The 24,321-nt window shown below is 57.8% G+C and carries 17 protein-coding genes and 1 pseudogene; 15 read left to right on the top strand and 3 right to left on the bottom strand.

Features of this window, described 5'->3' with window-relative positions:
* Positions 1-78: 78 nt before the first annotated feature.
* The 5 genes from CXR03_RS14660 (at position 79) to CXR03_RS14640 (ending at position 4,565) form a co-directional block, all read left to right on the top strand.
* Entirely contained in the window at positions 79-477 is a 399-nt protein-coding gene (locus CXR03_RS14660) for a VanZ family protein (protein WP_181034630.1), read from the top strand.
* Positions 478-718: 241 nt separating this feature from the next.
* Entirely contained in the window at positions 719-1,081 is a 363-nt protein-coding gene (locus CXR03_RS14655; protein WP_104104477.1) for a hypothetical protein, read from the top strand.
* 85 nt (positions 1,082-1,166) lie between these two features.
* Positions 1,167-2,924 (top strand): PAS domain-containing sensor histidine kinase, encoded by a 1,758-nt coding sequence (locus CXR03_RS14650; RefSeq protein WP_104104476.1) that lies wholly within the window; start codon positions 1,167-1,169, stop codon positions 2,922-2,924.
* Between the two features lie 60 nt (positions 2,925-2,984).
* Positions 2,985-3,392, top strand: a complete 408-nt coding sequence (locus CXR03_RS14645; protein WP_104104475.1) for a YciI family protein — start codon at positions 2,985-2,987, stop codon at positions 3,390-3,392.
* A 24-nt stretch (positions 3,393-3,416) separates the two neighbouring features.
* Positions 3,417-4,565: an RNA polymerase sigma factor gene (locus tag CXR03_RS14640; protein ID WP_104104474.1), complete on the top strand. Its 1,149-nt coding sequence runs from the start codon at positions 3,417-3,419 to the stop codon at positions 4,563-4,565.
* 184 nt (positions 4,566-4,749) lie between these two features.
* Here CXR03_RS14640 and CXR03_RS14635 read toward each other — a convergent pair whose 3' ends face one another.
* The gene (locus CXR03_RS14635; protein WP_104104473.1) at positions 4,750-5,580 is read right to left on the bottom strand and encodes a response regulator transcription factor; all 831 of its coding nucleotides are present in this window, start codon (positions 5,578-5,580) and stop codon (positions 4,750-4,752) included.
* 118 nt (positions 5,581-5,698) lie between these two features.
* Here CXR03_RS14635 and CXR03_RS14630 point away from each other — a divergent pair, with 118 nt between their 5' ends.
* From CXR03_RS14630 to CXR03_RS18720, 5 genes and pseudogenes are all read left to right on the top strand, one after another.
* Entirely contained in the window at positions 5,699-7,360 is a 1,662-nt protein-coding gene (locus CXR03_RS14630) for a cell wall metabolism sensor histidine kinase WalK (RefSeq protein ID WP_104104472.1), read from the top strand.
* Positions 7,361-8,009: 649 nt separating this feature from the next.
* Positions 8,010-9,062 carry a glycosyltransferase family 4 protein gene (locus tag CXR03_RS14625; RefSeq protein ID WP_146070535.1) on the top strand — a complete coding sequence of 351 codons (1,053 nt, stop codon included), beginning with the start codon at positions 8,010-8,012 and terminating at the stop codon, positions 9,060-9,062.
* Entirely contained in the window at positions 9,049-10,320 is a 1,272-nt protein-coding gene (locus CXR03_RS18190; RefSeq protein ID WP_146070534.1) for a lipopolysaccharide biosynthesis protein, read from the top strand. Before CXR03_RS14625 ends, CXR03_RS18190 begins: the two co-directional genes overlap by 14 nt.
* Positions 10,317-11,204: an ATP-grasp fold amidoligase family protein gene (locus CXR03_RS14620; protein WP_104104470.1), complete on the top strand. Its 888-nt coding sequence runs from the start codon at positions 10,317-10,319 to the stop codon at positions 11,202-11,204. The genes CXR03_RS18190 and CXR03_RS14620 overlap by 4 nt, the downstream gene beginning before the upstream one ends.
* A gap of 154 nt (positions 11,205-11,358) precedes the next feature.
* Positions 11,359-12,136: pseudogene (locus CXR03_RS18720) on the top strand (IS481 family transposase); the annotation flags it as partial.
* A 590-nt stretch (positions 12,137-12,726) separates the two neighbouring features.
* Here CXR03_RS18720 and CXR03_RS14610 read toward each other — a convergent pair.
* Entirely contained in the window at positions 12,727-14,142 is a 1,416-nt protein-coding gene (locus CXR03_RS14610; protein ID WP_146070533.1) for a hypothetical protein, read from the bottom strand.
* Between the two features lie 225 nt (positions 14,143-14,367).
* On the opposite strand from CXR03_RS14610, the gene CXR03_RS14605 reads away from it, so the two are divergent.
* On the top strand, positions 14,368-16,479 hold the full coding sequence (locus tag CXR03_RS14605; protein ID WP_104104467.1) for an acyltransferase family protein: 2,112 nt from the start codon (positions 14,368-14,370) through the stop codon (positions 16,477-16,479).
* Positions 16,480-17,533: 1,054 nt separating this feature from the next.
* Positions 17,534-17,728 carry a transposase gene (locus CXR03_RS18835; protein WP_181034629.1) on the top strand — a complete coding sequence of 65 codons (195 nt, stop codon included), beginning with the start codon at positions 17,534-17,536 and terminating at the stop codon, positions 17,726-17,728.
* A gap of 387 nt (positions 17,729-18,115) precedes the next feature.
* Here CXR03_RS18835 and CXR03_RS14595 read toward each other — a convergent pair whose 3' ends face one another.
* Positions 18,116-19,054 carry a glycosyltransferase gene (locus CXR03_RS14595; RefSeq protein ID WP_146070532.1) on the bottom strand — a complete coding sequence of 313 codons (939 nt, stop codon included), beginning with the start codon at positions 19,052-19,054 and terminating at the stop codon, positions 18,116-18,118.
* Positions 19,055-19,321: 267 nt separating this feature from the next.
* On the opposite strand from CXR03_RS14595, the gene CXR03_RS14590 reads away from it, so the two are divergent.
* The 3 genes from CXR03_RS14590 to CXR03_RS18715 are packed head-to-tail and all read left to right on the top strand — an operon-like array spanning position 19,322 to position 24,199.
* Positions 19,322-20,800 (top strand): polysaccharide biosynthesis tyrosine autokinase, encoded by a 1,479-nt coding sequence (locus tag CXR03_RS14590; RefSeq protein WP_104104464.1) that lies wholly within the window; start codon positions 19,322-19,324, stop codon positions 20,798-20,800.
* Positions 20,793-22,277 (top strand): sugar transferase, encoded by a 1,485-nt coding sequence (locus CXR03_RS14585; protein WP_104104463.1) that lies wholly within the window; start codon positions 20,793-20,795, stop codon positions 22,275-22,277. Before CXR03_RS14590 ends, CXR03_RS14585 begins: the two co-directional genes overlap by 8 nt.
* 44 nt (positions 22,278-22,321) lie before the next feature.
* Positions 22,322-24,199 (top strand): DUF4012 domain-containing protein, encoded by a 1,878-nt coding sequence (locus tag CXR03_RS18715; RefSeq protein WP_258073666.1) that lies wholly within the window; start codon positions 22,322-22,324, stop codon positions 24,197-24,199.
* The last annotated feature ends 122 nt before the right edge of the window (positions 24,200-24,321 follow it).

Genomic DNA, 24,321 nt, shown 5'->3' with positions numbered 1-24,321 from the left:
CCGGCACCCCAGACGCCGCCAACGCCCCCGACGCCGAAACCCGCGTCCCGGCGGGTCCGGCAGCGGCGGACGCTGGCAGTGCTTTTCCTCCTCTATATAGGGGTGCTGGCGCTGGTGGTGTTTTGGCCCTCCCCCGTGGATGAAGGGTCCGCCGGCACGCTCAAGATAATCCTGCGCAAACTGCACGGCATCGGCGTGCCCGGCTGGATCAACTACGGCTTTGTGGAAACCATCGCCAACGTGGTGATGTTCATGCCCTTCGGCGTGATCGGCGCCGCCTGGCTGGACAGGGACCGTACCTGGCTGGCAGCCGCCGTCGGCATTGCCGCCTCCTGCACCATCGAGGCAGCGCAGGCCCTATTACTGCCCAACCGCTACGCGACGATTTATGACGTCACCGCCAACTCCCTCGGCGCGGCCCTGGGCTGCATTGCGGTGTACGCCTGGCGCTCCCGCACCCGTCCGCCGCTACCCTAAATGCGGCCATAAGGGAACGGCACCCGGCGCCGGCGGTTGCCCCGCCCGGGAATCTTTCCCCGATCTTGCGCCTTCGCGGGGGACGTTCCTGAGCTAAGGCTGGCATTGTCATATACATCAAGCAGCCTTATCAATCACCCAGACCCGCCGCGCACCACAGCGGCCCCCAGAGCGGAGGAAAACTCATGGCTCCGAAAGCATCGGTTTCATCCTCCCCCTCGCCGCGGGCAGGAGTCTGTTCATGATGACCACCGCCGAGCACGCCCCGGATCTGCTGCACCGCGAGCAGCTGCTGGATCTCGCTGACCAGCTCGGCCCGGCGTCCTGCCGCGAGTTTGTCGGCAACTACGTGGCCATGTGGGAAGGCCGCTTCGACCGGCTGCGTACGGCCGTCATCGCCGCGGACGACGCCGCCGCCATGGACGTGGTGCTGAGCATCAAAATCGCCAGCGAAATGGCCGGCGCCCAGCGTCTGGCAGCTCTGGCCCGCTGCGCCCAGGAGCGCCTGAAGCAGGTAGGGGCGGCGGAGCTGGCTTCCATGCTGGGCGTCATCGCCGCCTGCGGCCAGGAAACCATGCCCTGCCTGCTCGCGTCTCTGGACTAAGCCTCACGCAGCGGGCGAAACCCCACGTCGGAGCCGGTACGCTGGAAGCCAAGCAGTTCGCTTACCAGGGGGAGAGTTCATCACCATGTCACGGCTCTCCGCACGCATGCTCTCCGCCTTGAGCTCCAACCGCGATTTCCACGAGATGACGCTGGCCCAGCGGGTCCGGATCAGCCACGCCCCGCTGGTCATCACCGTCACCCTGCTCTGCATCATCTTCGCCACACTGCTGCCGGATATCCTGACCCGGCCGCTGTTCCAGACCGGGCTGGCGCTGCTCGCGGCAACCACGGTGCTCACCGCCGTCGTTCCCTGGGACCGGCTCTGGTATCCCTTCTACTGGTTCCTGCCGATCCTGGACTTTATCGCCATCGGCTACCTGTACGCCGGCAGCCTGGGTTTGGCCATTGGCATCTACCTGCTGGCCATTTTTCCCGTTTTTTGGCTGTCCTGGTCCCGCGTTTCGACCCTCGGCGCCCGCATCCTGAGTTTCCTCGGCCCGCTGGCCATCGTCTGGAACCCGGTGTTCGCCTCCGCGGAACCCATCACCGGGCAGCGGCTCGCCGCACCCATCCTCGGTCCGCTGGTCACTCTGGCCGTGGCGGTTACCGTCACCGTAATGCGCAAGGACATGGCCGCGCAGCAGGCTGCACTGCAGGCCAAGGACCAGCAGCTGGAAAACGCCCTGAACCTGAGCACCGAGCGCTCCGAGCTGCTGGACGTTGTGCTGAACGCCATCGACGTCGGCGTCCTGGTGGTCAATGCCAACGGCACCGCCGTGCACAAGAACAACTCCATGGAAGCCCTGGACGGCCGGATCCGGCCGGACGGCATGAAGCACACCCAGGAACCGGACCTGCTGTTTTTCGGACTCGACCGCACCACCGCCCTGCCCGCCGACCAGCGGCCCGTGGCCCGCGCCATTAGGGGCGAATCCTTCGAGGACGTGCTTTTGTACGCCGGTCCGCCCGGTGACCAGATGGCCCTGTCCTGTTCCGCGCGCGTCCTGCGCAACGAGCAGGGATTCAACGGCGCCGTCATCGCCTTCCACAACATCACCCCGCTGGTTGACGCACTGCGGGCCAAGGACGACTTCGTCTCCAGCGTCTCCCATGAGCTGCGCACTCCCCTGACCTCCATCATGGGCTACCTGGACCTGGCCCAGGAGGAGGCCGAGGACACCGGGCTGACCGGAACCATTCCGCACGCCGTCTCCGTGGCCCAGCGCAACAGCGAACGGCTGCTGCGCCTGGTCTCGGACCTGCTCGCCACCGCGTCGGGCAGCGTGTCGGTGGATCCCCGGCCCGTGCCCGTGGCCGAGCTGATCTCCACCTGCCTGCGCGCCGCCGCCCCGCGGGCGGCCGCCGCTGGAGTGGAGCTGGCCGCAAGCTGCGCACCCGCTTTGGCGGTGCAGGCGGACCCGGTGCGGCTGGCCCAGGTGCTGGACAACCTGCTCTCCAACGCCATCAAATACTCGCCCGACGGCGGCACCGTAACGGTGAGTGCCTGGGCCGACGATACCTGCACCTGCCTGGAGGTCCGGGACACCGGCATGGGTATGAGCGAGCAGGACCAGAAGGAACTGTTCACCAAGTTCTTCCGCACCGGCGCCGTCCGTCAGGCCGGCATCCCCGGGGCCGGGCTCGGCCTGGCCATCTCCAAGAACATTGTGGAGGCCCATGGCGGCACCATTACCCTGGTCAGCCGCCCCGGCGTGGGATCCGCGTTCACGGTATCCCTGCCCCATGCGTCGTCGCTGGCCGACCCCGCCGACCCCGCCGACGGAACGGAAGCCTCCCCCGCGGATGTCGAAATTGCGGGAACTGCTTCGTCCCTGGAGTGAACGCAGCCACAATGGCTGTGTCGCCGGAAACTGTGTGGCAGGAATCCAGGGAGAACCGTCATGGCCAAGTACCTTTTGCTCAAGCACTACCGCGGCGCTCCGGCAGCCCTCAATGATGCGCCGATGGACCAGTGGACGCCGGAGGAAATCTCCGCCCACATGCAGTACATGCAGGACTTCGCGGACCGGCTGACGGAAACCGGCGAGTACGTGGACGGGCAGGCTGTGTCCCCCGAGGGAACCTTTGTGCGGTACGACGGCGAGGGCCGTCCGCCCGTCACTGACGGTCCGTTCGCGGAGACCAAGGATCTGATCGCCGGGTGGATGGTGCTCGACGTCGACAGCTACGACCACGCGCTCGAGCTCGCCGGGGAACTCTCCGCGGCTCCGGGCCGGGCCGGCAAGCCGATCTACGAGTGGATCGAGGTCCGGCCCTTCCTTACTCCGCCGCTGACCGTCACGGAGTAATCGGAATAACGGAGTGAGGCGCTCATGGTCGACGAGGTGCTGCTGCGCACGCTGACCCCGCAGGTGATAACCGCCGTCGTTCGCCGCGGAGCCGACTTCGCGGCGGCCGAGGACTCAGTGCAGGAAGCCCTCATCGAGGCCCTGCGGACGTGGCCTCGGCAGCCGCCGCGGAATCCGAAGGCGTGGCTGGTCACCGTGGCCTGGCGCAGGTTCCTCGACGCCGTGCGTGCCGAGGACTCGCGCCGGCAGCGGGAGTTGCGGGTGCACACCGAACCCGCCGCCAGACCCGCGGGAATCACCGATGACACGCTGCAGCTGTACTTCCTCTGCGCCCATCCGGTGCTCAGCCCGTCCTCGGCGGTGGCGCTAACGCTGCGGGCCGTGGGCGGGCTGACCACCCGGCAGATTGCCGCCGCGTATCTGGTGGGCGAGGCCACCATGGCACAGCGGATCAGCCGGGCCAAGCGACTGCTCGCCGGGCACCGCTTTGAAGCTCCCGGAGACGTGGCAACCGTGCTGCGGGTGCTGTATCTGGTTTTCAACGAGGGGTACTCCGGCGACGTGGATCTGGCCGCCGAGGCGATCCGGCTCACCCGTCAGCTGGCCGCCGGCGTCGACCATCCGGAAGTGCACGGGCTGCTGGCCCTGATGCTGCTCCACCACGCACGGCGCGCCGCCCGCACCCGGACCAACGGGCAGCTGATTCCGCTGGCCGAACAGGACCGCAGCCAATGGGACACCGGGCTGATCGCCGAGGGGATGGACATCCTGCAGCGGGCGCTAACCAGGGACCGGCTCGGTGAGTTCCAGGCGCAGGCCGCCATTGCCGCGCTGCACGCCGACGCCCCGGCGGCCGGCGAGACGGACTGGCCGCAGATCGTGGAGTGGTACGACGAGCTGGTGCGCCTCACCGGCAGTCCGGTGGCCGGGCTGAACCGGGCGGTCGCGGTGGGTGAGGCGGACGGGCCGCGCGCCGGGCTGGCCGCTCTGGCGGCGCTGGACCCCGCGCTCCCCCGGCACACCGCTGCGCTGGCCTACCTGACCGAGCGCGACGGCGATCCGGCGGCTGCGGCGCGGCTCTATGCCGAGGCGGCCCGTGCCGCCACCAATGTGCAGGAGCGGGACCATCTGACACTGCAGGCGGCTCGGCTGAATGCTGCGCTGCGCGGCTGAGGGGTCAGGTGGTGCAGGTGGGTGCTGCACGGTTTGGCGTCAAACGGCGCGGGCTTGCCGCACCGGCTCCTGAACGGCCGCAGGGCTCCCGCTCCACGGGGTGCCCTGCCCGGGCAGCACCCGGACGGCGTCGACGCCGGCGAGCCCGCCCGGCGATTCCGGAGCCAGGTCCGCGCGGCGGACGCTAGCGGGACGGGGCCAGCCGGTAGCCCACGCCGCGGACCGTTTCCAGCCAGCGCGGGGACCGCGAGTCGTCGCCGAGCTTGCGGCGGACGTTACCCACATGGACTTCGACGGTGCGTTCGTCGGCCTCGCTGATGAACCCGCCGGCGTCGTACTCATCGCCGCGCAGACGGCGCACCAGGTCGGTTTTGGTGCGGACGCGGCGTCCGCCTTCCAACACGGCGTGCAGCAGTTCGAACTCGGTGCGGGTCAGTTCAACAGGCTTGCCGTCAATTTCGGTGGTGCGGGTGCCGAAGTCCAGGCTCAGCCCGTTGTGCCGGAACTGGCCGGCCTCTTGGGCGCCGGCGCCGGCTTCAGCGGGAGCAGCAGCTGCAGGAGCTGCCGGAGGCGCGGCCTGCGCGGAGGCACCGGGGGCGTCCGGCACGGCAGTCTGGGGAGCCGTTGTCGCGGTTTCCTCGCTGGCGCGGGGGCGGCGCAGCATCGCGGAGATGCGGGCGCGCAGTTCACGCGGGCGGAAGGGTTTGGTGATGTAGTCATCCGCACCCGCTTCCAGACCCATGAGGGTGTCGAGTTCCTCGGCGCGCGCGGTGAGCATCACGATGTAGGCGTCGGAAAACAGGCGCAGCTGGCGGATCACTTCAAACCCGTCAATATCCGGCAGACCCAGGTCCAGGGTGACCACCGTGGGATTGTGCGCGCGGACAGCTTCCACACCCTCGGTCCCGTTGGGAGCGGTGAAAACCTTGAAACCCGACTGCTGCAATACCGCGTTTAAGAGGTCGCGGATATCTTTGTCGTCCTCAATGATGACTGCAACGCGCTGTATTTCCATATTTGGTGATTTTCCGTCCTGCGAGACCTTCTGATAACCCGCTCCCCTTACTCGAGATACTACAGGCTCCCCCTATAATCGCAGCTATAGCTGTCAAGGATCAGGGGTTCGCTTTTATATGTCCAGTTTCGAACGCCGGGCCCTGACCCTATTGGGAATCCGCACTCATTTCCACGAATTCTCGCTTCGGCTGAAGGTGGCCATCACCCAGCTTCCGCTGGTGATCTCGGTGTTTATTGCACTGCCCCTGGTGGCGGCGGGGAGCCCGGAAACGTTCGGGGAACCAGCGTTCCGCCTCGGCCTGGGGCTGCTGGCCGTGGCCACTGCCGCCTCCGTTGCCATTCCCTGGGACCGGCTCTTTGTGCCGGCGTACTGGCTGATCCCGCTGCTGGATTTCGGCGTGATCTGCCTGTTGTACACGGGTGGCCGGGACTCCGTGACAGGCCTGAGCCTGCTGTGCGTGCTGCCGGTCTTCTGGCTGGCGTGGTCCGGTGCCGCGCGCCGGCTGGCCGGGCTGCTGAGCTTTGCCGGGACCGTCCTGGTGGTGTGGACGCCGTTGATAATTGCCGGCCAGACCGAGCTGCGGGACCTGGCCGCCCCCATGCTGATTCCCTTCATCATGCTGGCGATCTTCGGCACCGTGGCCATTGTGGAGCGGGACACCCTGGAGCAGCAGCAGGAGCTCCGTGCCGCCAAGGTGGAACTGCAGGAGAGCCTGCTGGAGAGCCGGCGCAGTTCCACACTGCTCAGCGCCGTGCTGGACACCGTGGATGTGGGCGTCCTCGCGCTGGACCGGCACGGCGAAATCATCCTGATGAACAACCGGCAGGTGATCAACCACGAGCTCACGCTGCCGGTGGGGACCACCAGCTTTGTGGAGGAGACGCTGGAGATTTTCGGTCTGGACCGGAGGACGCAGCTGCCACCGCACGCCCGTCCGGCCCAGCGCGCCATGCGGGGTGATTCCTTCTCCGACTACGTGGTGTGGGTGGGTTCCGGTGAGCGCCAGCGCGCCCTGGCTGTGGCCGCCCGCCCGGTGACCGACGACGACGGCGCCTTCAACGGCTCGGTGCTCGCCCTCTCCGATGTCACGGACATGGTCAATGCGCTGCAGAGCAAGGATGACTTTGTAGCCAACGTGTCCCATGAGCTGCGCACTCCCCTGACCTCCATCCTCGGGTATCTGGACCTGGCCTTGGAGGAGGCCGAGGACCGGCACATGGCCGGCCCCATCCCGTCTGCCCTCCTGGTGGTCCAGCGCAACGCCGAGCGGCTGCTCACTCTGGTTTCCGATCTACTGGCCACCGCCTCCGACTCCCTCCAGCTCATGCTGTCCGAGGAGAAGCTGGGCGAACTGATCGAGATTGCCTTGGACTCCGCTGGCCCGCGGGCTCAGGCGGCCGGGGTGGAGCTGCGCCGTGAACTGGCCGGGGACCTGATATTGCAGGTGGACGCCGGGCGGATGCTCCAAGTGCTGGACAACCTGCTCTCCAACGCCATCAAGTACTCCCCCGACGGCGGCGTGGTGACCGTCCGTGCCTGGGCAGAGGAAGAGTCAGTGATCATGGAAGTGGCGGATACCGGCATGGGCATGAGCGTGCTGGACCAGCTGGAGGTCTTCGCCAAGTTCTTCCGCACCGGTTCGGTCCGCAAGGCGGCCATTCCCGGCGTGGGCCTTGGCCTAGTGATCACCAAGTCCATTGTGGAGGCCCACGGCGGACTGATATCACTTGAGTCTGAGCTGGGTGTGGGGACTACGTTTCGGGTGGAGCTGCCTTAGGCTTCCAATCCCATGGCAGCCTAAGTGTGCGCTTAGTAGCACCCACATCAACAGGGAACACGACTCTTGGCAACTGTCCTGGCAGGTACGAGGCCAGCAGGTGGCTCAGGCCCAGGACCGTTTCCACCCAACGCCTAAACGAGGTCCTTCACCGAGTTTGCCGCGGACCTTATACGAATGCACTTCACTGTAAGTCCGTAGGCTTCAAGAGCTTACGGACGTCGCATTCATCGGCCTCTGGTCTCGAACTATTCACCGCCGCCTTTGGCAAAAGGCGGATCGACTACCAGGCGAAGCTTGGCAACCCAGTGGACCCTTCCCCAAATCTGCAGTCCGCTAGGCGCTTTCTGCGCCGATGCCCTACCTCCCTGGCGTGATTACGGACGGCAAATCACAACCTGACCTCAACTGACGACCCTGTAAGCCCGCAGAATATAACACCAAATAAGACTTGATTAGTTCCCTCCCATCTGTTCGCGCTGTTTGGCACAAACAAGCTCAACCTCTAAACTGACCGTGGACATGCTCATATTTGGTCATGCCTCACAGACCATTTGGCGCCTCGATATAGGCGACGAGCAGCGACGACTATCGGTGGGCTTTCCTGAGATCTTGCTGGGCAAATCACCGTTGTCGTAGAGAGGGAAAGTTGAGAGTTCTTGTTATTGGTGACCCACCGGACATGCCCGGTGGTATAGCACAGGTCATGACTTTGGTGGATTCATGGTGTCAAAACGAGCCTTCCATCGAAGCCACATTCCTGAACCCTCTTGGAAAAAAGGATTCTTCGGGATACCCAAGCCTGACAAGCTTTTTTGTTGCACTAAAACAGATGACAGTGGCCCGCCCCGACGTAGTCCATTTTAATACAGCGTCACGAGGCAGCACCTATCGCAATCTACTGTTCAGCCTGTTTGTTCGAGTGTATCGGATTCCGTACATCATTCATCTACACGGTGGCGGTTATCCAGAATTCCTAAGCAAGCTGCCTAAGGTGCGAATGCGTCTAGTTCTGAGCTACTTTAGACACGCGAAAAGCGTGATTGCCTTAACTCCAAGCTGGAGCAAGTTTCTGGTCGAGCAACTCAAGATTGACGCCTCCAAAATCGCAGTAATTCCTAACGGCACGGCTGATCCAGGATCAGTGCTTATTAGTAATGCCCAAAAAACGGCAACACCAACCTTCGTATACGCCGGGCGCTTGACTAGAGCCAAGGGCGTGCCTGAACTGATTAGGGCTTTTCACGCACTTCCTGAAGAACTGAACGCTCGTCTGTTACTTATAGGAGGCTCGACCGACAATTCAGTATCCGCTGAACTAGACAAATCGACAGAAAACATAATCCAACTCGGCTGGCGCACAAACCATGAGACCCTCACGGAGATGGCCGCAGCTTGGGCCGTTGTCCTCCCGTCGCACTTCGAAAATATGCCTCTTACCGTTTTGGAATCCATGTCTGTATCCACTGCAGTTATAGCAACTCGCGTTGGCGGGATCCCAGAAATGATTCAAGATACCGTTGATGGCGTCCTCATTCCACCACGTGATGTCCATGAATTGACTCGGAGCATGGAAGCACTATGTCAGATAGGGACGGCTATTAAATACGGATCGAAAGGACGAGTTCGATGGCAGCAAAGCTACACCAGCGAACGAATGATTTTAGCCATAATAGATCAGTGGAATAATGCACAAAAATAGCGTATTCTCCCAGAGCTTTTACGTTCTGCTGATTCGAGTCGGCGGTGCTGCACTCCAGCTCGTCTTGGTTGCCCTAGCGGTTGCTCTCTTTCCCGTAGAGGATGTCGGACAAAACGCCATCCTATGGAGTGCAGCAATCATTGCACGCGTAGGAGGAACGCTGGGGCTGGATCTCTATATACTCCGTGAGCTTCCATCCGTCTGGGAAAGCTCACAAACCGATTTTGGGCAACGCAGCAAGGGGATACTGTTAAGTCTCTTGCAAGTGCTGCTTCCTCTGACCATACTGTTTCTGGCAACCGGACTATGGCTGACGTCACTTGGTATTTTTCGTCTGGAAATGGCCCTGACTCTTCCCATCGTTATTTTTGCATCAGCGTTGCAACGACTTTGGTCATGCCAATTACGCGCCCGCGGTCAGTTGATGCTGGGACAGACACTTGACGCGATAGTACTGCCAATGACTGCTATTGTTTTTCTACTGGCGGCCCACCTTTGGGCACCTCATTTTCTCATAGCAGGTCAGTGCATATCAATCGTACTTTTGTCGGTTCTAATGTCTGTACTACTATCATCCGACCTTCGGCGCAGCGCGAAGAACCAAAGACTCACCGGCCGAGATTGGAAAAATGTCGCGCCTCTCGGAGTTGGATCAGGGCTGAGTGTAATCGCCTCGCGTGCTCCCATCATGTTCGTTGGAGCTGCGTCTATTACTCAAGCGGCGTCGTATGAAATAGGTCAGAGAATTCATTCGGCTGCTACCTTGGCGTCGGCCTCTGCCACATCAGTCCTGTTTCCCCGAGTAAAGGGTCACATCAAACTAGGAGATACCCGCCAACTGCTCCGTGAACTACTTTCTGCTTCTATTCTAGGCCTCGTGCCGGCACTCTTCATACTTGCCGGGCTTCTTTTAATTGGTTCTGAGAAAACCGAGCTGATGCTTGGAGCCGAATATGCTGGGGCATGGGCTACTGCAGTAGTCCTCGCTACAGCCGCCTGTATCAATTCTTTGACTGGATTGTGCCACGGGGTCTTAGCCATGGCAGGCTCGGGTCAAGCTTTTTGGATTATCGGCGCGGTCCAGGCTTCAATCACTCTGCTCTACGGATTCTTCTACTTTGATGGAGAATCCGTCCATATGGCCGTGTTTGTATTATTTATGGAAATAGGTCGTGGAATCGCGCTTCTAGGACTTATCAGCCGGCTTTTTCTTCGAATTGGCGGGACAGCAAAAAAAATGGAAAGAACAAGCATATGACCATCAAAAAGTTTGTCAGGCAGGCCTTCTATCAGCCTCTGAGATTACTGCCGATCGCAACACGCCGTAGAATTATTTATCTACGCGCATATAGGCGCTTACCCAACCTCACCGCACCAACGCTATTTTCAGAGAAAATAAACTGGCGCATCATCAACGACCGCCGCGAATCAATCGCTTTCACTTGTGACAAAGTGAGAATGAAGGTGTATGCCGGTTCGAAGGCAAGTTCCGTCTTGGTTCCCAAAACACTTTGGCACGGGCGTGACTTGGATGAACTAAGAAACTTAAATATCACTGTGCCTTGGATCCTGAAACCGAACCACAGTAGTGGCCAGGTAATTCTTGGCGGTAACTCAGTTATCGACGTCGATACCTTGAAGAAAAAAACTAGGTCATGGTTAAAGGATTTCAACTTCGGAGTACTTGGGGAGTGGGCCTATAGCCAAGCGACCCATGAGTATCTCCTCGAAGAAATGATTGGTGACGGCAAGACCCCTTTGCCCGATTATAAGTTCTATGTTTTCGACGGTAAGGTTCGCCTCATCCACGTTGACATCAGTCGTTTCGGTAATCCGACTCGAAGAATGTATTCACCGTCATGGGAAGCCCTTGACTATCACAACAGCATCCCCTTGGGACCAATTGAGGAGCGCCCCGATAATCTCGATGAGATGATAGACATTGCATCAGCTATCGGGCACGGTTATGATTTCATGCGGGTAGATCTTTACAGGGATAACGGAAGGATCTGGTTCGGTGAAATGACCCCCTATCCTGCTGGTGGGGCAAAGCCATACCGTCCCAAAGATCTCGACCTTATCCTCGGAGAACACTGGGTCTTACCCTCGATGCCGGCTAGCTGTACAGAGCACGGACGTTAGTTATATCTACGGCGTGGCACGGTGACATAAGAAGACCTTCGAGTGAGGTGGAGCTTGTCGACAGCACACCTACCCGGGGGTCTTCCATGTCTCCTGCTACTGCCACCCTCCGCCCCTCCTCCTCCGAGGCCGCTCGCATTTAGCGCATTGCGTTGTGGAGGATCAATGGTCTTTACGGCGGGCAGCTGAACGCTTCCAGGTTTTTGCCACCACGGCAGCCCGGTGGGCTGCATCTTACTGCGCTGGGCGCTGCGGGGATGGCAGACGGTTCCGGGCTGCCCCACCGCAGCCCGGGCCGGACATGCAGCCGGACCGAGCGGCGGATCATCGCGCTGCGCGTGAACAGACGGTGGGGCCGGCACGGATCGGCCACCGGCTGGGCATCCGCCCCTCACCATGCACCTGGTGCTTTCGCGTAACGGTTTGGCACGGCTTACCTGGCAGGACCGTGCCACGGGCAGGGATATCCCTGCTATGAACACACCGCTCCCGGGGATCTGATCGACATGGACATCAAGAAGCTCGATCGGATCCCCGACGGCGGTGGACACCGGGTCGTGGGAAGGCACTGGGGAACCGGAACAAGACCGGAAGCCAGACGAACCGCCGGCCGGGGTATGCGTTTCTTGCATACCGCTGTCGATGATCGCTCCCGGCTGGCCTTTACGGAAATCCTTGCCGAAGAGCGCAAGGACACCGCCGCGGGATTCTGGCGGCGGGTGCAGACCTTCTTCGCGGCACAGGGAATCATGGTCGAGCGAGTGCTCACTGATAACGGCTCCTGCTACCGGTCCCGGACCTTCGAGGAAGCTCTGGGGGCGGGCGTCAAGCACAAGTTCACCCGCCCGTACCGGCCCCAAACCAACGGCAAGGTCGAACGGTATAACCGCACCATGCTCGAGGAATGGGCGTACGCCCGGCCCTACCGTTCAAAAGCTCCCCTGCTCCGAGCTCAGGAAAATCCTGGTACTTCCTGACGCATATTATGGAGGTGGGGAAGGCCCTTTTTGTTATGGACATGTCGTTGGTGAGTTCTGCGATTCATGCAAGTGTTCGCCCGCCCTACGTGCCTAGCAGGGATGGGGGCTAGCATATTACCGAAATCTCTATAGCCTAATGGCTTTCTTGCGAGAGAGCCGGATCAGCAATCCTTGCTGCGTGGATGTCAAATGGCCATCCCAACTACCATGGAAATCCATGCATGGCCTTCAGAGGTTCCAGTGCGAGGCGCGAACCCAGGCATTATCCGGGGCCACAAACTTTGTCACCCCGGAGTCATCGGTAGGAGTACTGCATCTTCGTGTAGGACCCTGCAAAATGCCTTGGTCGAATCCACGCAGGGAAGGCGCGTTGGCGGGTCCGTCGCTCCTTAACTCTCCGGCTTGGCTAGCGCTGGCAGGCTGCCATGGTGCAGCCATCCGGGGCGAACGTGGGAGAGGCAGCGCACTACAATCCGTAGTAGACCACTGGGTGCTCTGCGATCTTGGTGAGTCACCGATCGCGTTGGTTCGGTTTGTTCTGCTCAGCTTGTTAATCGTTTATAACTGGTTACTGTTGGGGAACGTTGGCTTGCGCCCCGCTCAGCTGCAAGAAGGGATGCGGCGATCCCTGCGCTGGCGAAGAGCAGAGCGAACAACGGTGGACTGTTGAAAGAAGGAGCGGCTACTGACTCGATTGCGAACTCGATGAACCAAGCGACGGAGACGACCCCAATCCATCGCACGTACGGGTCGCTTGTTGTGCGGATCAAACTGTGTCCAGTTTTCGCTAGGAAAAACAGTGCCAAACAGAATGCGATTAGTCCGAATATGCCCGCTTCACCTAGAATCGCCGGCCAGAAAGTGTCGGACAGGAACCCACCTTTGTCTCCGGGACCCATCCTATAAATGAACGGATAACCTAAATTCACGTATTCCGGGCTGTATTCTTGGCTCGCCGTAAAAGATCCAAACCGTCCAAAACCGGCGCCTAATGGAAAATATGCCAGGCTCAGAGCAAGCGAGTCTCGATACATCAAGGTTCTAGCGGTTTCGGTGGGATTCAGGAAATACTCGTTGTAGGTGAACTGGACTACGCTACTCAACGAGTCCCATCCCACCAATAGTGCCAGGGGAAGAACCACAAACATCGACAGAGATGTACTGAGCCGTTTGCCCGGGGTGAAGGACCTCGCAGAGAGTGCTGCTGCGGCCGCCGCGACAATCGCCTTGCGCCGGAAGCTGAGCAGTACGCCAAGCATGGCGCCCACCAGGAGGACCGAAGACCCCGGGCTTTTCCTGACGTTGGCTCGGTAGGCAACCAGTGCTGCGATGGCCAACGCCATGAATTGACCATAGGCAAAGGGATGGTCGAAAGGACCAATCAGGCTCGGGAACCCCAAACGGTAGCTAACGCCGGCGCTAGCGCGTCCGAGAAACGCAGTCCAAAGACCCGGCATCACTAGATTCACCGCTGACGCTATTAGGACGAAAATCATTACACACGCAGCAGGTTTTACCATTCGCTTCACGTCGCGACTGGTCCAATTAAGCTGAGCTACGGCGAAAGCGAAAATGAAGCCCTTTATCGTCAGTAACAAGCTCTTCAGCCCGATGTCTAAAGGTGCATCTCGAGCCAGACAGCTCAGCACCCCGAACAACACATACACTAAGAGCCATTTCGCGCCAGGCAGCGAACGCAACGGGTCGCCTCGGAGCCATCTCATGCCCACACAAAAAACTACGGCAGCCCCGATCAAGAGCTCATCGGCCCATCCAATCACAGCAAGGCCGGTGGCAGTTTCAACGCTGGTTCCGAACATGATTGTAAGAACAGTCGCTCCGACGGCGACTTTCGGCCTGAAGAGAAATAACCACGCGATGACGAATGCTCCAACGAGCACTGCGGTCAAAACAGGCTGAACTAGGATGCACGCTGCGCCGACCGCAGCAGCGATCACAACCGCCGGACTCCACCGCATTACCAACACCCCAAGCCGCCCAGTGAAGAGCATATAAGTTGATCTGATCTTACAGCCGCTCAAGATCCCGCGAGGACCACAGCTGTAACGATCAAGAGTTGTGACGTCAGCGTGCCTCTGTCCGACTAGTATTATATAGGCGCTTTTTGCGCTAGCCGCGCTTATCGGAGGAGTCTTTGCGTTGGTCTCTACGTTGGGAATCTCATGACACATTTTGCAAGTATCCGCAAAAACAAGCAAAGAAGATCGCCAGGGGAAGTGCAGAGAGGATTTCGCACCGACGTCCAAGGCCTCAGGGCAGTTGCTGTAGGAATCGTATTGATTTATCATGCTGGCTTAGAATGGATGCCAGGTGGCTTCGTTGGGGTAGACGTCTTTTTTGTAATTAGCGGTTTCCTCATCACAGCCGGAATCGTCAAAGAAATACAGCGCACAGGACGATTCTCTTTCCTAGGTTTCTACGGACGGCGAGCTGCAAGGATCCTACCGGCCGCGACTGTTACACTTATCGGCGTAACCCTGCTGTGCTACCTCCTGATGCCGATAACTCGTTGGATGCAGGTCGGCAGAGATGCGATGGCCAGCGGTGTGTATGCTGTGAACTGGATTTTTGCTCGTGATTCCGTGAGCTATCTGGCCAATGATCAGTCCCCAAGCCCTTTCCAGCATTTTTGGTCGTTAGCTGTGGAGGAACAATTCTACCTCTTCTGGCCATTGGTCCTGGTGGTTTTTGCATGGATTGCAGCAAAGACAAAGCACAGGATCATCGTGGGTTTTTCTCTTGCCTTGATTGTAATTGGGTTCCCGTCATTTTTATGGTCTATCTACCTAACCTCCGATAATCCTGCAGCTGCGTACTTCGTGACGACCACTCGACTGTGGGAACTTATAATAGGAGCAAGTCTCGCCGTATTTGTCGGAATCGGAAAGAATATTCCTGATGTCATTGCGGCGATAATTGGCTGGACCGGTCTTGGAATCATAATTATTGTTGCCATAAAGTTCGATGGTGCAACTTCCTTCCCCAGCTATAATGCAGCGTTACCGACGCTCGGTGCGGCCATGGTTCTCTGGGCAGGTCGAACAGGAGTTAATTTCGGCCCGGTGGCTGTTTTGGGTACCAAGCCAATGGTAGCGATCGGAGCCATCTCTTATTCGCTGTACTTATGGCACTGGCCTATGCTCGTACTCGCAGAAGCAGTCTTTGGTCCACTGAGCGCCCTGGTTGGACTAGCAGTTGTCGCCAGTGCGTGTGTGCCGGCTTGGGCAAGCCTTCGATACGTCGAACGCCCATTTATAAAATGGTCGAAGGAGCAGAAGAGTTCAAAGGCTGCGGTAAAAACGGGCGGAGTTCTTACCCTTTCCGCGGTCACGGTGGGTGCGCTCTTAGCGGTTGCGGTCCCGCCGGTTCCCCCTACAACAGACACGGAATTTGTTGCTACTAATCTCGGTCAAGAAAACGCTTCTGATACTCCTGTCGGGGCTGAGGTACTGCTACAGGACCAGGATCAGGGGAACCCGCAGAAGTCGTTCCCATCGATCACACCCTCAGCCATTGCCGCGCCTACCGACATTCCCAAGACTTGCCTAAAATCCGAACTGAGCGAAGACGTCGAGAAATGTTCATTCGGGGATCTGTCTTCCACCACAGTCCTGGCAATGGTCGGTGACTCTCATGCTGCGATGTTGGTTCCTGGTGTGGCGGCAGCAGTATCTGAACGTGGATGGAGACTGGATGTGTATACGAAAGGCTCTTGTCCGCTAACAGCCGCTGTAATACTCTTGGACGGCAAACCTTACGATAATTGTCTAAACTGGGGCAAGAATGTCAGCGAATCAATCCTAAATCAACCGCCCACTGCACTTATCGTTGCTACAAGTAAGTACAAGGTTGCAGGGATTGAGAGTTCAGAGGCCAATAACAACGCTTTGGTTCAGGGGATGCGGGACGCTTGGAAGCCATTTATTGAAGAAGGAGTACAAGTGATATCGATCCGCGATACCCCGAGACCTGGTGTCTTGGTCCCTGACTGCGTCGCACAAAATGAGAACGATTTAGCCGCTTGTGCTATGAAAAAAGAGGAAATCCTGTCCTCGCTTGTTCCGGAGCTCGAAGCAGTCGAAGGGCTTGACCGAGCACACGCTGTAGACCTCACCGAAGCAATTTGTCCTAATGAACTGTGCCCAGCCGTCATCGGTGGGATTCAGATCTACAGGGACAGTAACCATATTACGGCGACCTACGCGCGGACAATGCATGCCCAAATAGGAACAGCACTAGACAGAGTCCTTCTTTCGAATCCGGCGAACCGTTAACACTCTGAATACGCAGCCGGAGAAAAAGTTGAATCGCAATGGGACCTGGGCATCATGAAACTCACCTCTTAAGCTAAGCATGAGGGACTGTCTTCCTGTCATAGCAGTCGCTTAACTGTGAACTGCTGTGTCTACATCTCCTGGGCCATAACGGTGGTGCTAGTGGGGCGGGTTGAATCCACCGGGTGTCACTGGCCGGGTCGGTCTTAGCCCTCTCCCTTTTTCGTAGTTCCGAATACAGCATCCGGGCGGGGGCAGGCCGGTCGGTTCCGGTATGGTTTCGGCCCCAGTCATTAATCATCCGGGAGGGTGCTGCCATCGGAACCGACACGGCGGCCCGGAAGATCTCCAATAGAAGCACGACGCTGGGTCTTCGTACGAAGGATGCGACTACCTGGCGCCCAGACCAGCTCCCATCTCAAGTCTCAGCGAATAGAGAGGGGGCAACCACGATTCTGGACAAGAAAGCATCGACGGTTGAAGCCTCTACGTCGGCGAGACCAGCCACCACGCCGTGGCCGTGAATCAGGCCGGGAAGAAGCTCCACGACAAAGCCCTGCCGCGAGACGAAACCAATAGGCAGGAGATCGTTACTGTGCTTGCCGCGCCCGGGAATATCTTGGTTGGCGCTGCGCAGAATGGGTGATATGCACCCGTCAGACGAAAGCCGATTCCCGGGACGCAGCGCTCAACTCAGAAGCCGCACGGGTCCATGTATCCGACGCCGCTGCGTTCGGTGAAACTGGACGATGAAACTCTGGCCGAACTATCCGGGCTCTGCGGTTTCGACGAAACGGAACCACGGGCTTCTGAACCAAATCCCAACCGGCATCAGAACCCGCGCTAGGCCGTCATCTGCACCACCCGGCCAGTGCGGATTCGCTCACCCGTTACCACTGAACGGGTCGCCTAAGCAAAATTTGATGCGCAGGGCCAACAAACCAAGGACGTCGTGGGCACCGACGCAGCCGGAATCGTGTTGCTCAAACCGGCTGTGGAGTTTCTGGCGTTGCACACGCAACGCGACTAGTTCACGTCCCACATCGAAACCCTCGTGCAGGCCCACCCTCTTCACGAGGGCCGGACCTCGGAGCCTGGCACCCGCGTCAGGATCTGCGCACGAATTCTCACCGAAGTCAGCGGCAAACGCTTCGCCCACCTAACCTCTTACGCCGGGATCGCCCCGCTTGCGCGCCGTTCCGGGATCTCCATCCAAGGTGAGCGTCCGAGTCGGCAGGGTAACAAGTAACTCAATCGCGCCTGCACCCCGACCTCCGCCGCGCTGTATCACCCGCTTTCAAGAGCCCGATACGACCGCGAGCGTGCCTAAGGTAAGAGCAATAAGCAGGGCATCATCGCCATTGTCCGGCGTCGTTCGGATGTTATCTTCGCAGTGCTCCTGTAGGCGCCCACAGAGCAAAGGGAGACTTGGAATAGAAGGAATAAAAGTCACTCAAAAGAGTTGCATCTTGTCCAAGGGGCTTTGGGCAACGGCACAAAACTGACCCGACCTGTGAAACGATCAGAGACCTTACGGAATGGGTCGAAAAGTCATACGTGAGTGCGGCGCCTTCATTTGTTCTGAGTACGCAACACCATTGGACATTCAGACAAAAATAGCATCACAAAACCGTGCTCACACTGCTTTCGGTCTTTGTGCCATGCTCGCCTCCAATAAACCAGGATTCGGCCCCATAAGGTTCATTTCGAATGCCAAACCGCGGCGGGTCAATTCCCTCGTTATCTGGTTTTGGTGATTGTCAACGTGTTCTCCATGATCTTTCGACCTGGTAACCATGATTGGAGTTTTACCGAGGTCCATGATGCGCATCGCAGATCCGACACCGGCATGGGTGATCACTACGTCAGCGCGCTCCACTTGTGAGTCAAATTGGAAAGCGTCCATCATCGCGGTTGCGTAACCAGGAAGGTCCCCACGGTTCGTGACCCCAAGCTGCCAGACGATATCATGTTCGCCAAATTGTTTGACTATGGCGTCCACAGCGCGATCGAACCTATACGGACGGATGGTCCCGAGTGTTACAAATATCTTAAGCCGCCTGTTTTTAGGAACAAAGATCTCATTTGAAATAAGTGTGTAGTCATCCAGGACACAAGGACCCTGTTTCCACTTTTTACTGCTCCATTCCGCGTGCTGAGTGTAAACTTGTGTCCCAGGAATGGCAGAAACAATGCGACCAGATAGCGATGGACCATCAAATCTTGAAACGCTTTCAAGGTAGTAACGCCGCATGCCTGCCGTTGTCGAAGCAGCAATAAAAGCGGGTACTGCAAGCGCGGCTCCCGTGCTAAACACCATGTCATAGTGCCCTTTACGAAATTCAGTCTGGAGAGGTCCGACGGACCTCAGGGCGGTCCGCCAATCTCGGGACGCGATGTACGGGAGGAACATGACATTTTTCTCGCGTCGAAGGAGCGACTTCGACTGCTCATTTTCGAATGTGACCCAAAGTGGGTCAGCTGATATGTCAAGTTTAGGTGCTAGACGATGTAGCTGTGCCAGATGCCCCCCAGTTGAGGCAACCAGCACGGCGCGCTTCTTGTTACTCTTCACGAGATTCTTCCCCTATCACAGCCAACCTACCAAGCCAACCTACTCTAGGCGACATATACATAGAGCATGAAAACGTCGTCCTCAACGAGGCAAGATGACTCGATGATCCTCCGCCTATCTAGAACTCGTACTCGGCAGAGCACTGCCCGACGACACGATTAGGTTTGGACTCGCTACGTGTCCTAATCTAGCGGTGTTGCTAGGTTGGAACTGAACTGTTTCCATGGCTCCACTCTCACTTTCGTATCCTTGAAAGGTATAAGGAACTTGGAACTGCGCGAATATCTTGGAATTCTGCGAAGAAGTTGGCTGATGGTTATTAGTGCCGTTTTGACTGCAGTATTGGTCGCAGCTCTTGCCTCGCTTCTCGCGAAACCCGCATACACAGCGACGACCCAGCTGTTCGTGTCTATCCAAAGTTCTGGCAGCGTGAGCGAGTTGCAGCAAGGCAATACCTTCACCCAAGCCCGCGTGCAGTCATACGTAAAAACGGCCAAAACTCCCGCTGTACTCCAACCTGTTATCGACAGTCTCGGACTCGAAATCACGCCAGCGGCGCTAAGCTCCCAGGTGAGTGCGACGGCCGACCCTAACACGGTCCTTTTCTCCGTGTCCGCTTCGGCCGCGTCACCGGTCGATGCCGCGTCTCTGTCCCAAGCAGTCGCTGACAGTCTTGTCACTGTCGTGGGAGGCTTGGAGGGAGCAGCTCAAGGCGGGAACTCACCCGTAAAGCTGTCTGTTGTTACACCAGCAACGGCGCCTGCTGCTCCATCCAGCCCTAACGTGCAGTTAAATCTCGCTGCCGGCGCATTAGTCGGACTGCTAATAGGACTAGCTGGCGCGATTGCCAGGTCGTTTTTCGACCAACGAATCCAGACTGAGTCTGATATTCGTAAAATCACCGAGAAGCCACTGTTGGGAGCAATTCACTACGATCAGGATGCAGCTTCCGCCCCCTTAATCACTCAGGTCCCTGCCCAAAGTCCTCGTGCCGAATCATTCCGCCAAATACGCACAAACCTTCATTTCGCCCACGCAGCCCGAAGGTCAAATTCAGTTCTGGTAACGTCCTCCCTCCCCGGCGAGGGAAAAAGTACGACTGCTACCAACTTAGCAATCGCTCTTGCAGAGGCTGGTCAAAAGGTAGTTCTGGTTGACGCTGATCTAAGAAGGCCGCGGATCGACGAGTATCTAGGTTTAGAGCGGTCCGCAGGCCTTACTACCGCTCTTGTTGGGCAGGCCCATGTCGACGATCTCCTTCAGCCTTGGGGAAACGATAACTTATTCGTTCTGACCGCTGGTCTTATTCCCCCTAATCCCAGTGAGCTTTTGGGATCCCCAAATATGAAAAAGTTACTGCAGCATCTTGAATCATCTTTCGACACGGTTGTAATAGACGCCTCTCCTTTGTTGCCAGTTACTGATTCGGCGGTATTGGCCCAGCAGGTTGGGGGAACCGTCTTAGTTATAGGTTCAAATAAGGTCAAAACTGCGGAGCTTGAAAAGACTCTGACCGCATTGAAGCTTGTAGACAGCGACATTCTGGGCCTCGTCCTAAACCTCGTTCCTACGAAGGGTCCTGGTGCATACGGATACAGCTACTATTCGTACAACTCGACGATGGCGGAATTGGATCAACCAAGCTCACGTCGAGTGGTCAAGCGCCGTGAAGCCCATAAACCCCGGAATCGTACTGCCGACGCACAAAGCAGGACACCGAAGAATTACTCCGATAACCGTGCCTAGCTCACAGACGTTTCCTAGGTCCGAAGTCGGAGTCGATAAGAGGGACAAGCAGGACTGGGGTGAAAAGTACACACGTAGGATCGCCGTAGTCGACGCAATTGTCGTCGTGTGGGCTACAGCCGGTGCACTTGTATTACGCTTTGGCTCTGCATCAGGTGCGAGCCTAGTTTCTATTGATGGCAAGCCTTATGTTGCTCTGTCTGTCGCACTAGCCATCCTATGGTGGGCGATGTTAGGCATGTGGGGAGCCCGGGATCCCAAAGTTTTTGGTTACGGTATTGATGAATTCAAACGGGTTTTTAGCGCGTCGTTTTGGTTGTTTGGTCTCATCGCTTTAGCTTCCTACAGCTTTCAACTCGATACAGCAAGAGGCTATATCGGGGTCGCGCTGCCAGCTGGTGTGCTGGGACTCGTGATTGCACGTGCCTTAGTCCGTCATATGTTACGAATTGAGCGCAAACAGGGAAGAAGCACAGCGACAGTTCTCGTAGTTGGAGGACCCACAAGTGTTGAGCACCTCGTCAGATCCCTTCTGAGCCAGCCAATGGCTGGCTACCTGCCGATCGCAACATATCTTCCTCAAGCAGCCCCCGGAACGACCATTGATGACAAATTGGGCCTACCGAATCTGGGATATGGAACGTCTGTGGTCGAATTGACCGAAATGATTCGATCGCTAGCTCCGGATGCTGTGGCCTTCTCATCAGGTGTGCCCCTCCCTCCACGAACTATCCGTGAGTTAGGTTGGGCGCTGGCTGACCTGAACATCCGCATGATTATGGCTCCTGCCCTTACCGATATCGCGGGCCCCCGCATCCATACACAGCCGCTCGCCGGCTTGCCACTCATACACGTCTCGACACCAAATCTTGCGGGTTGGAAGCGATTTACGAAACGAGTCTTTGATCTGGCGGGCGCTATTACGCTGATAGGGCTATCCTCCCCAATACTTATATTAACTGCTTTACTTATTCGTTTTGACAGCCCTGGCCCTGTCTTGTTCAAGCAGAACCGTGTGGGGGCAGCGGGAGTACCATTCCGTATGTTGAAGTTTCGCTCGATGATCGTAGACGCTGAAGCTCGTCTGCATGACCTGCAACGCCTCAATGAGGGCAATGGTGTCATGTTCAAGATGAAGGCCGATCCGCGTGTGACGCGTGTCGGAAGGTTTATCCGCAGGTATAGCATCGATGAACTCCCGCAGCTTTTTAACGTGTTGGGAGGAACCATGAGCCTCATCGGCCCACGTCCGCCTCTCCCGTCGGAGGTAGAAACCTATGAGACATATATGCGTCGGAGACTGCTGGTGCGTCCTGGACTTACAGGGCTCTGGCAGGTGAGTGGTCGTTCGCTGCTCTCATGGGAAGACACTATTCGTCTAGACCTTTACTACGTAGAGAACTGGTCCCTGGCCGGAGATATTGCCATTCTTCTCAAGACCTTTAGAGCGGTAGTCTCGCGTCACGGCGCCTATTGATATGACGCTGGATATGACGATCCTTCTCTTTACTGGAGACTTACGTGAATAAAAGCGTTGTTTTACACGACCCTGATTCAGGCGCCGCTTCGTCATCAGGTGTTATGGAGTCCAGTCAGAAGAGGAAACGACTCCTGATACGAGTTGCATTGGCCGCTCTTGTGTTGGCATTGATAGGCGGAGGCGCTGCTGGAACACTTTTTTATCAAGCATTATCTGTACGGGGACAGCTCCAAGGAGCCATTGACCTTGTGCCACAGTTGCGCGCCGAACTCTCTGATGGTGATGGGGATAAAGCGCAAAAGACACTCGAAACAATCCGCTCTCAAACGGCGGCGGCACGGTCAACCACAGGAGGGTCCCTTTGGACCTTGGGAGGCGCTGTACCATTCGCAGGAGTCAATTTCGGTGCCGTACGTGAGATTGCTGTAACTGCAGACGAGCTAGCAACTAAGGCCGCTGCTCCACTACTCAAAGTATATTCATCGCTAGATTTGGGCGCTCTCGCACCAAAAGACGGCCGCTTTGATGTGACTCAATTGGAAGAGTCTGCACCAAGCATTCTCACAGCTGCGGATACGGTAAGGCTTTCCCACCAGCGAATGGCCCTAATAGATGCCTCCAAGCTAATGCCTCAATTGGCTGCCCCAGTAGGGTCTGCCATAGAAGAACTTGGGGACCTAGATGATGCCATGGTAACCGTATCTTCAGCTGCCAAACTTCTGCCAGCCATGCTCGGCTCGTCGGAGCCTCGAAGTTACCTAGTGCTTGTGCAGAATAGTTCCGAATCCAGGGCAACCGGTGGAATCCCCGGGGCCTTGGCCGTACTGCACACAAACGATGGCCACGTCACTCTGGGAAAGCAGAGCAGCGCCGTCGAGCTGGGCTCCTTTTACCCGTCCATTGAAGTAGACCCAGAGCAATCGACACTCTATTCGGCCCGTTTGGGAACTCAGATGCAAAATGTGAACCTCACACCAGATTTTCCCACCGCTGCCATGACAGCTAAGAAGATGTGGGAGAAGCGGAACCCGAGCGATGAAATTGACGGAGTTTTTGCCTTGGATCCGGTCATGCTCAGTCATCTGCTGGGCGCCACAGGCGCTATAGATTTGGCGGATCCGCAGATCCTGGACTTAATTGACGGCACAGATCTCCCTGTCTCCTTGACCAAAGCTAACGTTGTTACCACGCTCTTGTCTGATGTTTACCGGGAGATTGAAGAACCGGCAGCGCAAGACGCATATTTTGCCGCTGTAGCGAGCAAGACATTTACAGCTTTCACCGAAGGGCATGGAAGCAGCACAGAGCTGATGCATGCACTAGCTGTAGGTGCAGAAGAAGGCCGCCTCAACCTTTGGTCCGCTAGGAGGGAAGAACAGGAGACTCTCGCATCAACTGCTATCTCCGGCTCCATTGTCGGGAACAGGGGCGGCGGCGCAACGTTCGGAGTGTATTTCAACGACGGTACGGGTGCGAAGATGGATTTCTACGCCCGGCGCACCGTCCAACTCATTCAGTCCTGTAAGTCCGAAGGATATCGCCGCGACACCGTGCGCATAACGGCTGAAAACGGCGCTCCCGCCGATGCGGCCACTTCGCTTCCCGCTTACGTCACCGGCGGAGGAACCTATGGCGTTAAGCCCGGACGAATACGCACCAACTACGTTGTTTACGGGCCATCTCAGGCCTTTGTGGAGACGGCAACCATTAACGGTGTTGCCGCACCCGTTAGCTCCGGCAAGCACGGTCAGAGACCGGTAGGAACAGTGTCACTCGAATTGGGCCCCGGGGAAACGGCAACAATTGACGTAGTCTTCTCAAAGGTTGTCCAAGACTCCGAGCCTCAGGTTCGAGTAACTCCTACTATCCAACCTTTAACGGAAGTAATCCGCCCCGTTGAACGAGGGACATGCGGTTGATCTGATGATCTAGAGATTTTCATACCATTTTCAGCTTGGAAGTAGCCCCTGTACCTGTTACCGTGAAGATTGTTTCCACGAGAGTATAATTCGGTGGAACGATGTCCGGTGGTGCTGGGGCG

Source organism: Arthrobacter sp. 08Y14 (assembly GCF_002929455.1).
Taxonomy (GTDB): domain Bacteria; phylum Actinomycetota; class Actinomycetes; order Actinomycetales; family Micrococcaceae; genus Arthrobacter_B; species Arthrobacter_B sunyaminii.
Note: the sequence above shows the minus strand (reverse complement) of the source record. Positions and strands in the feature narration are given on the sequence as shown.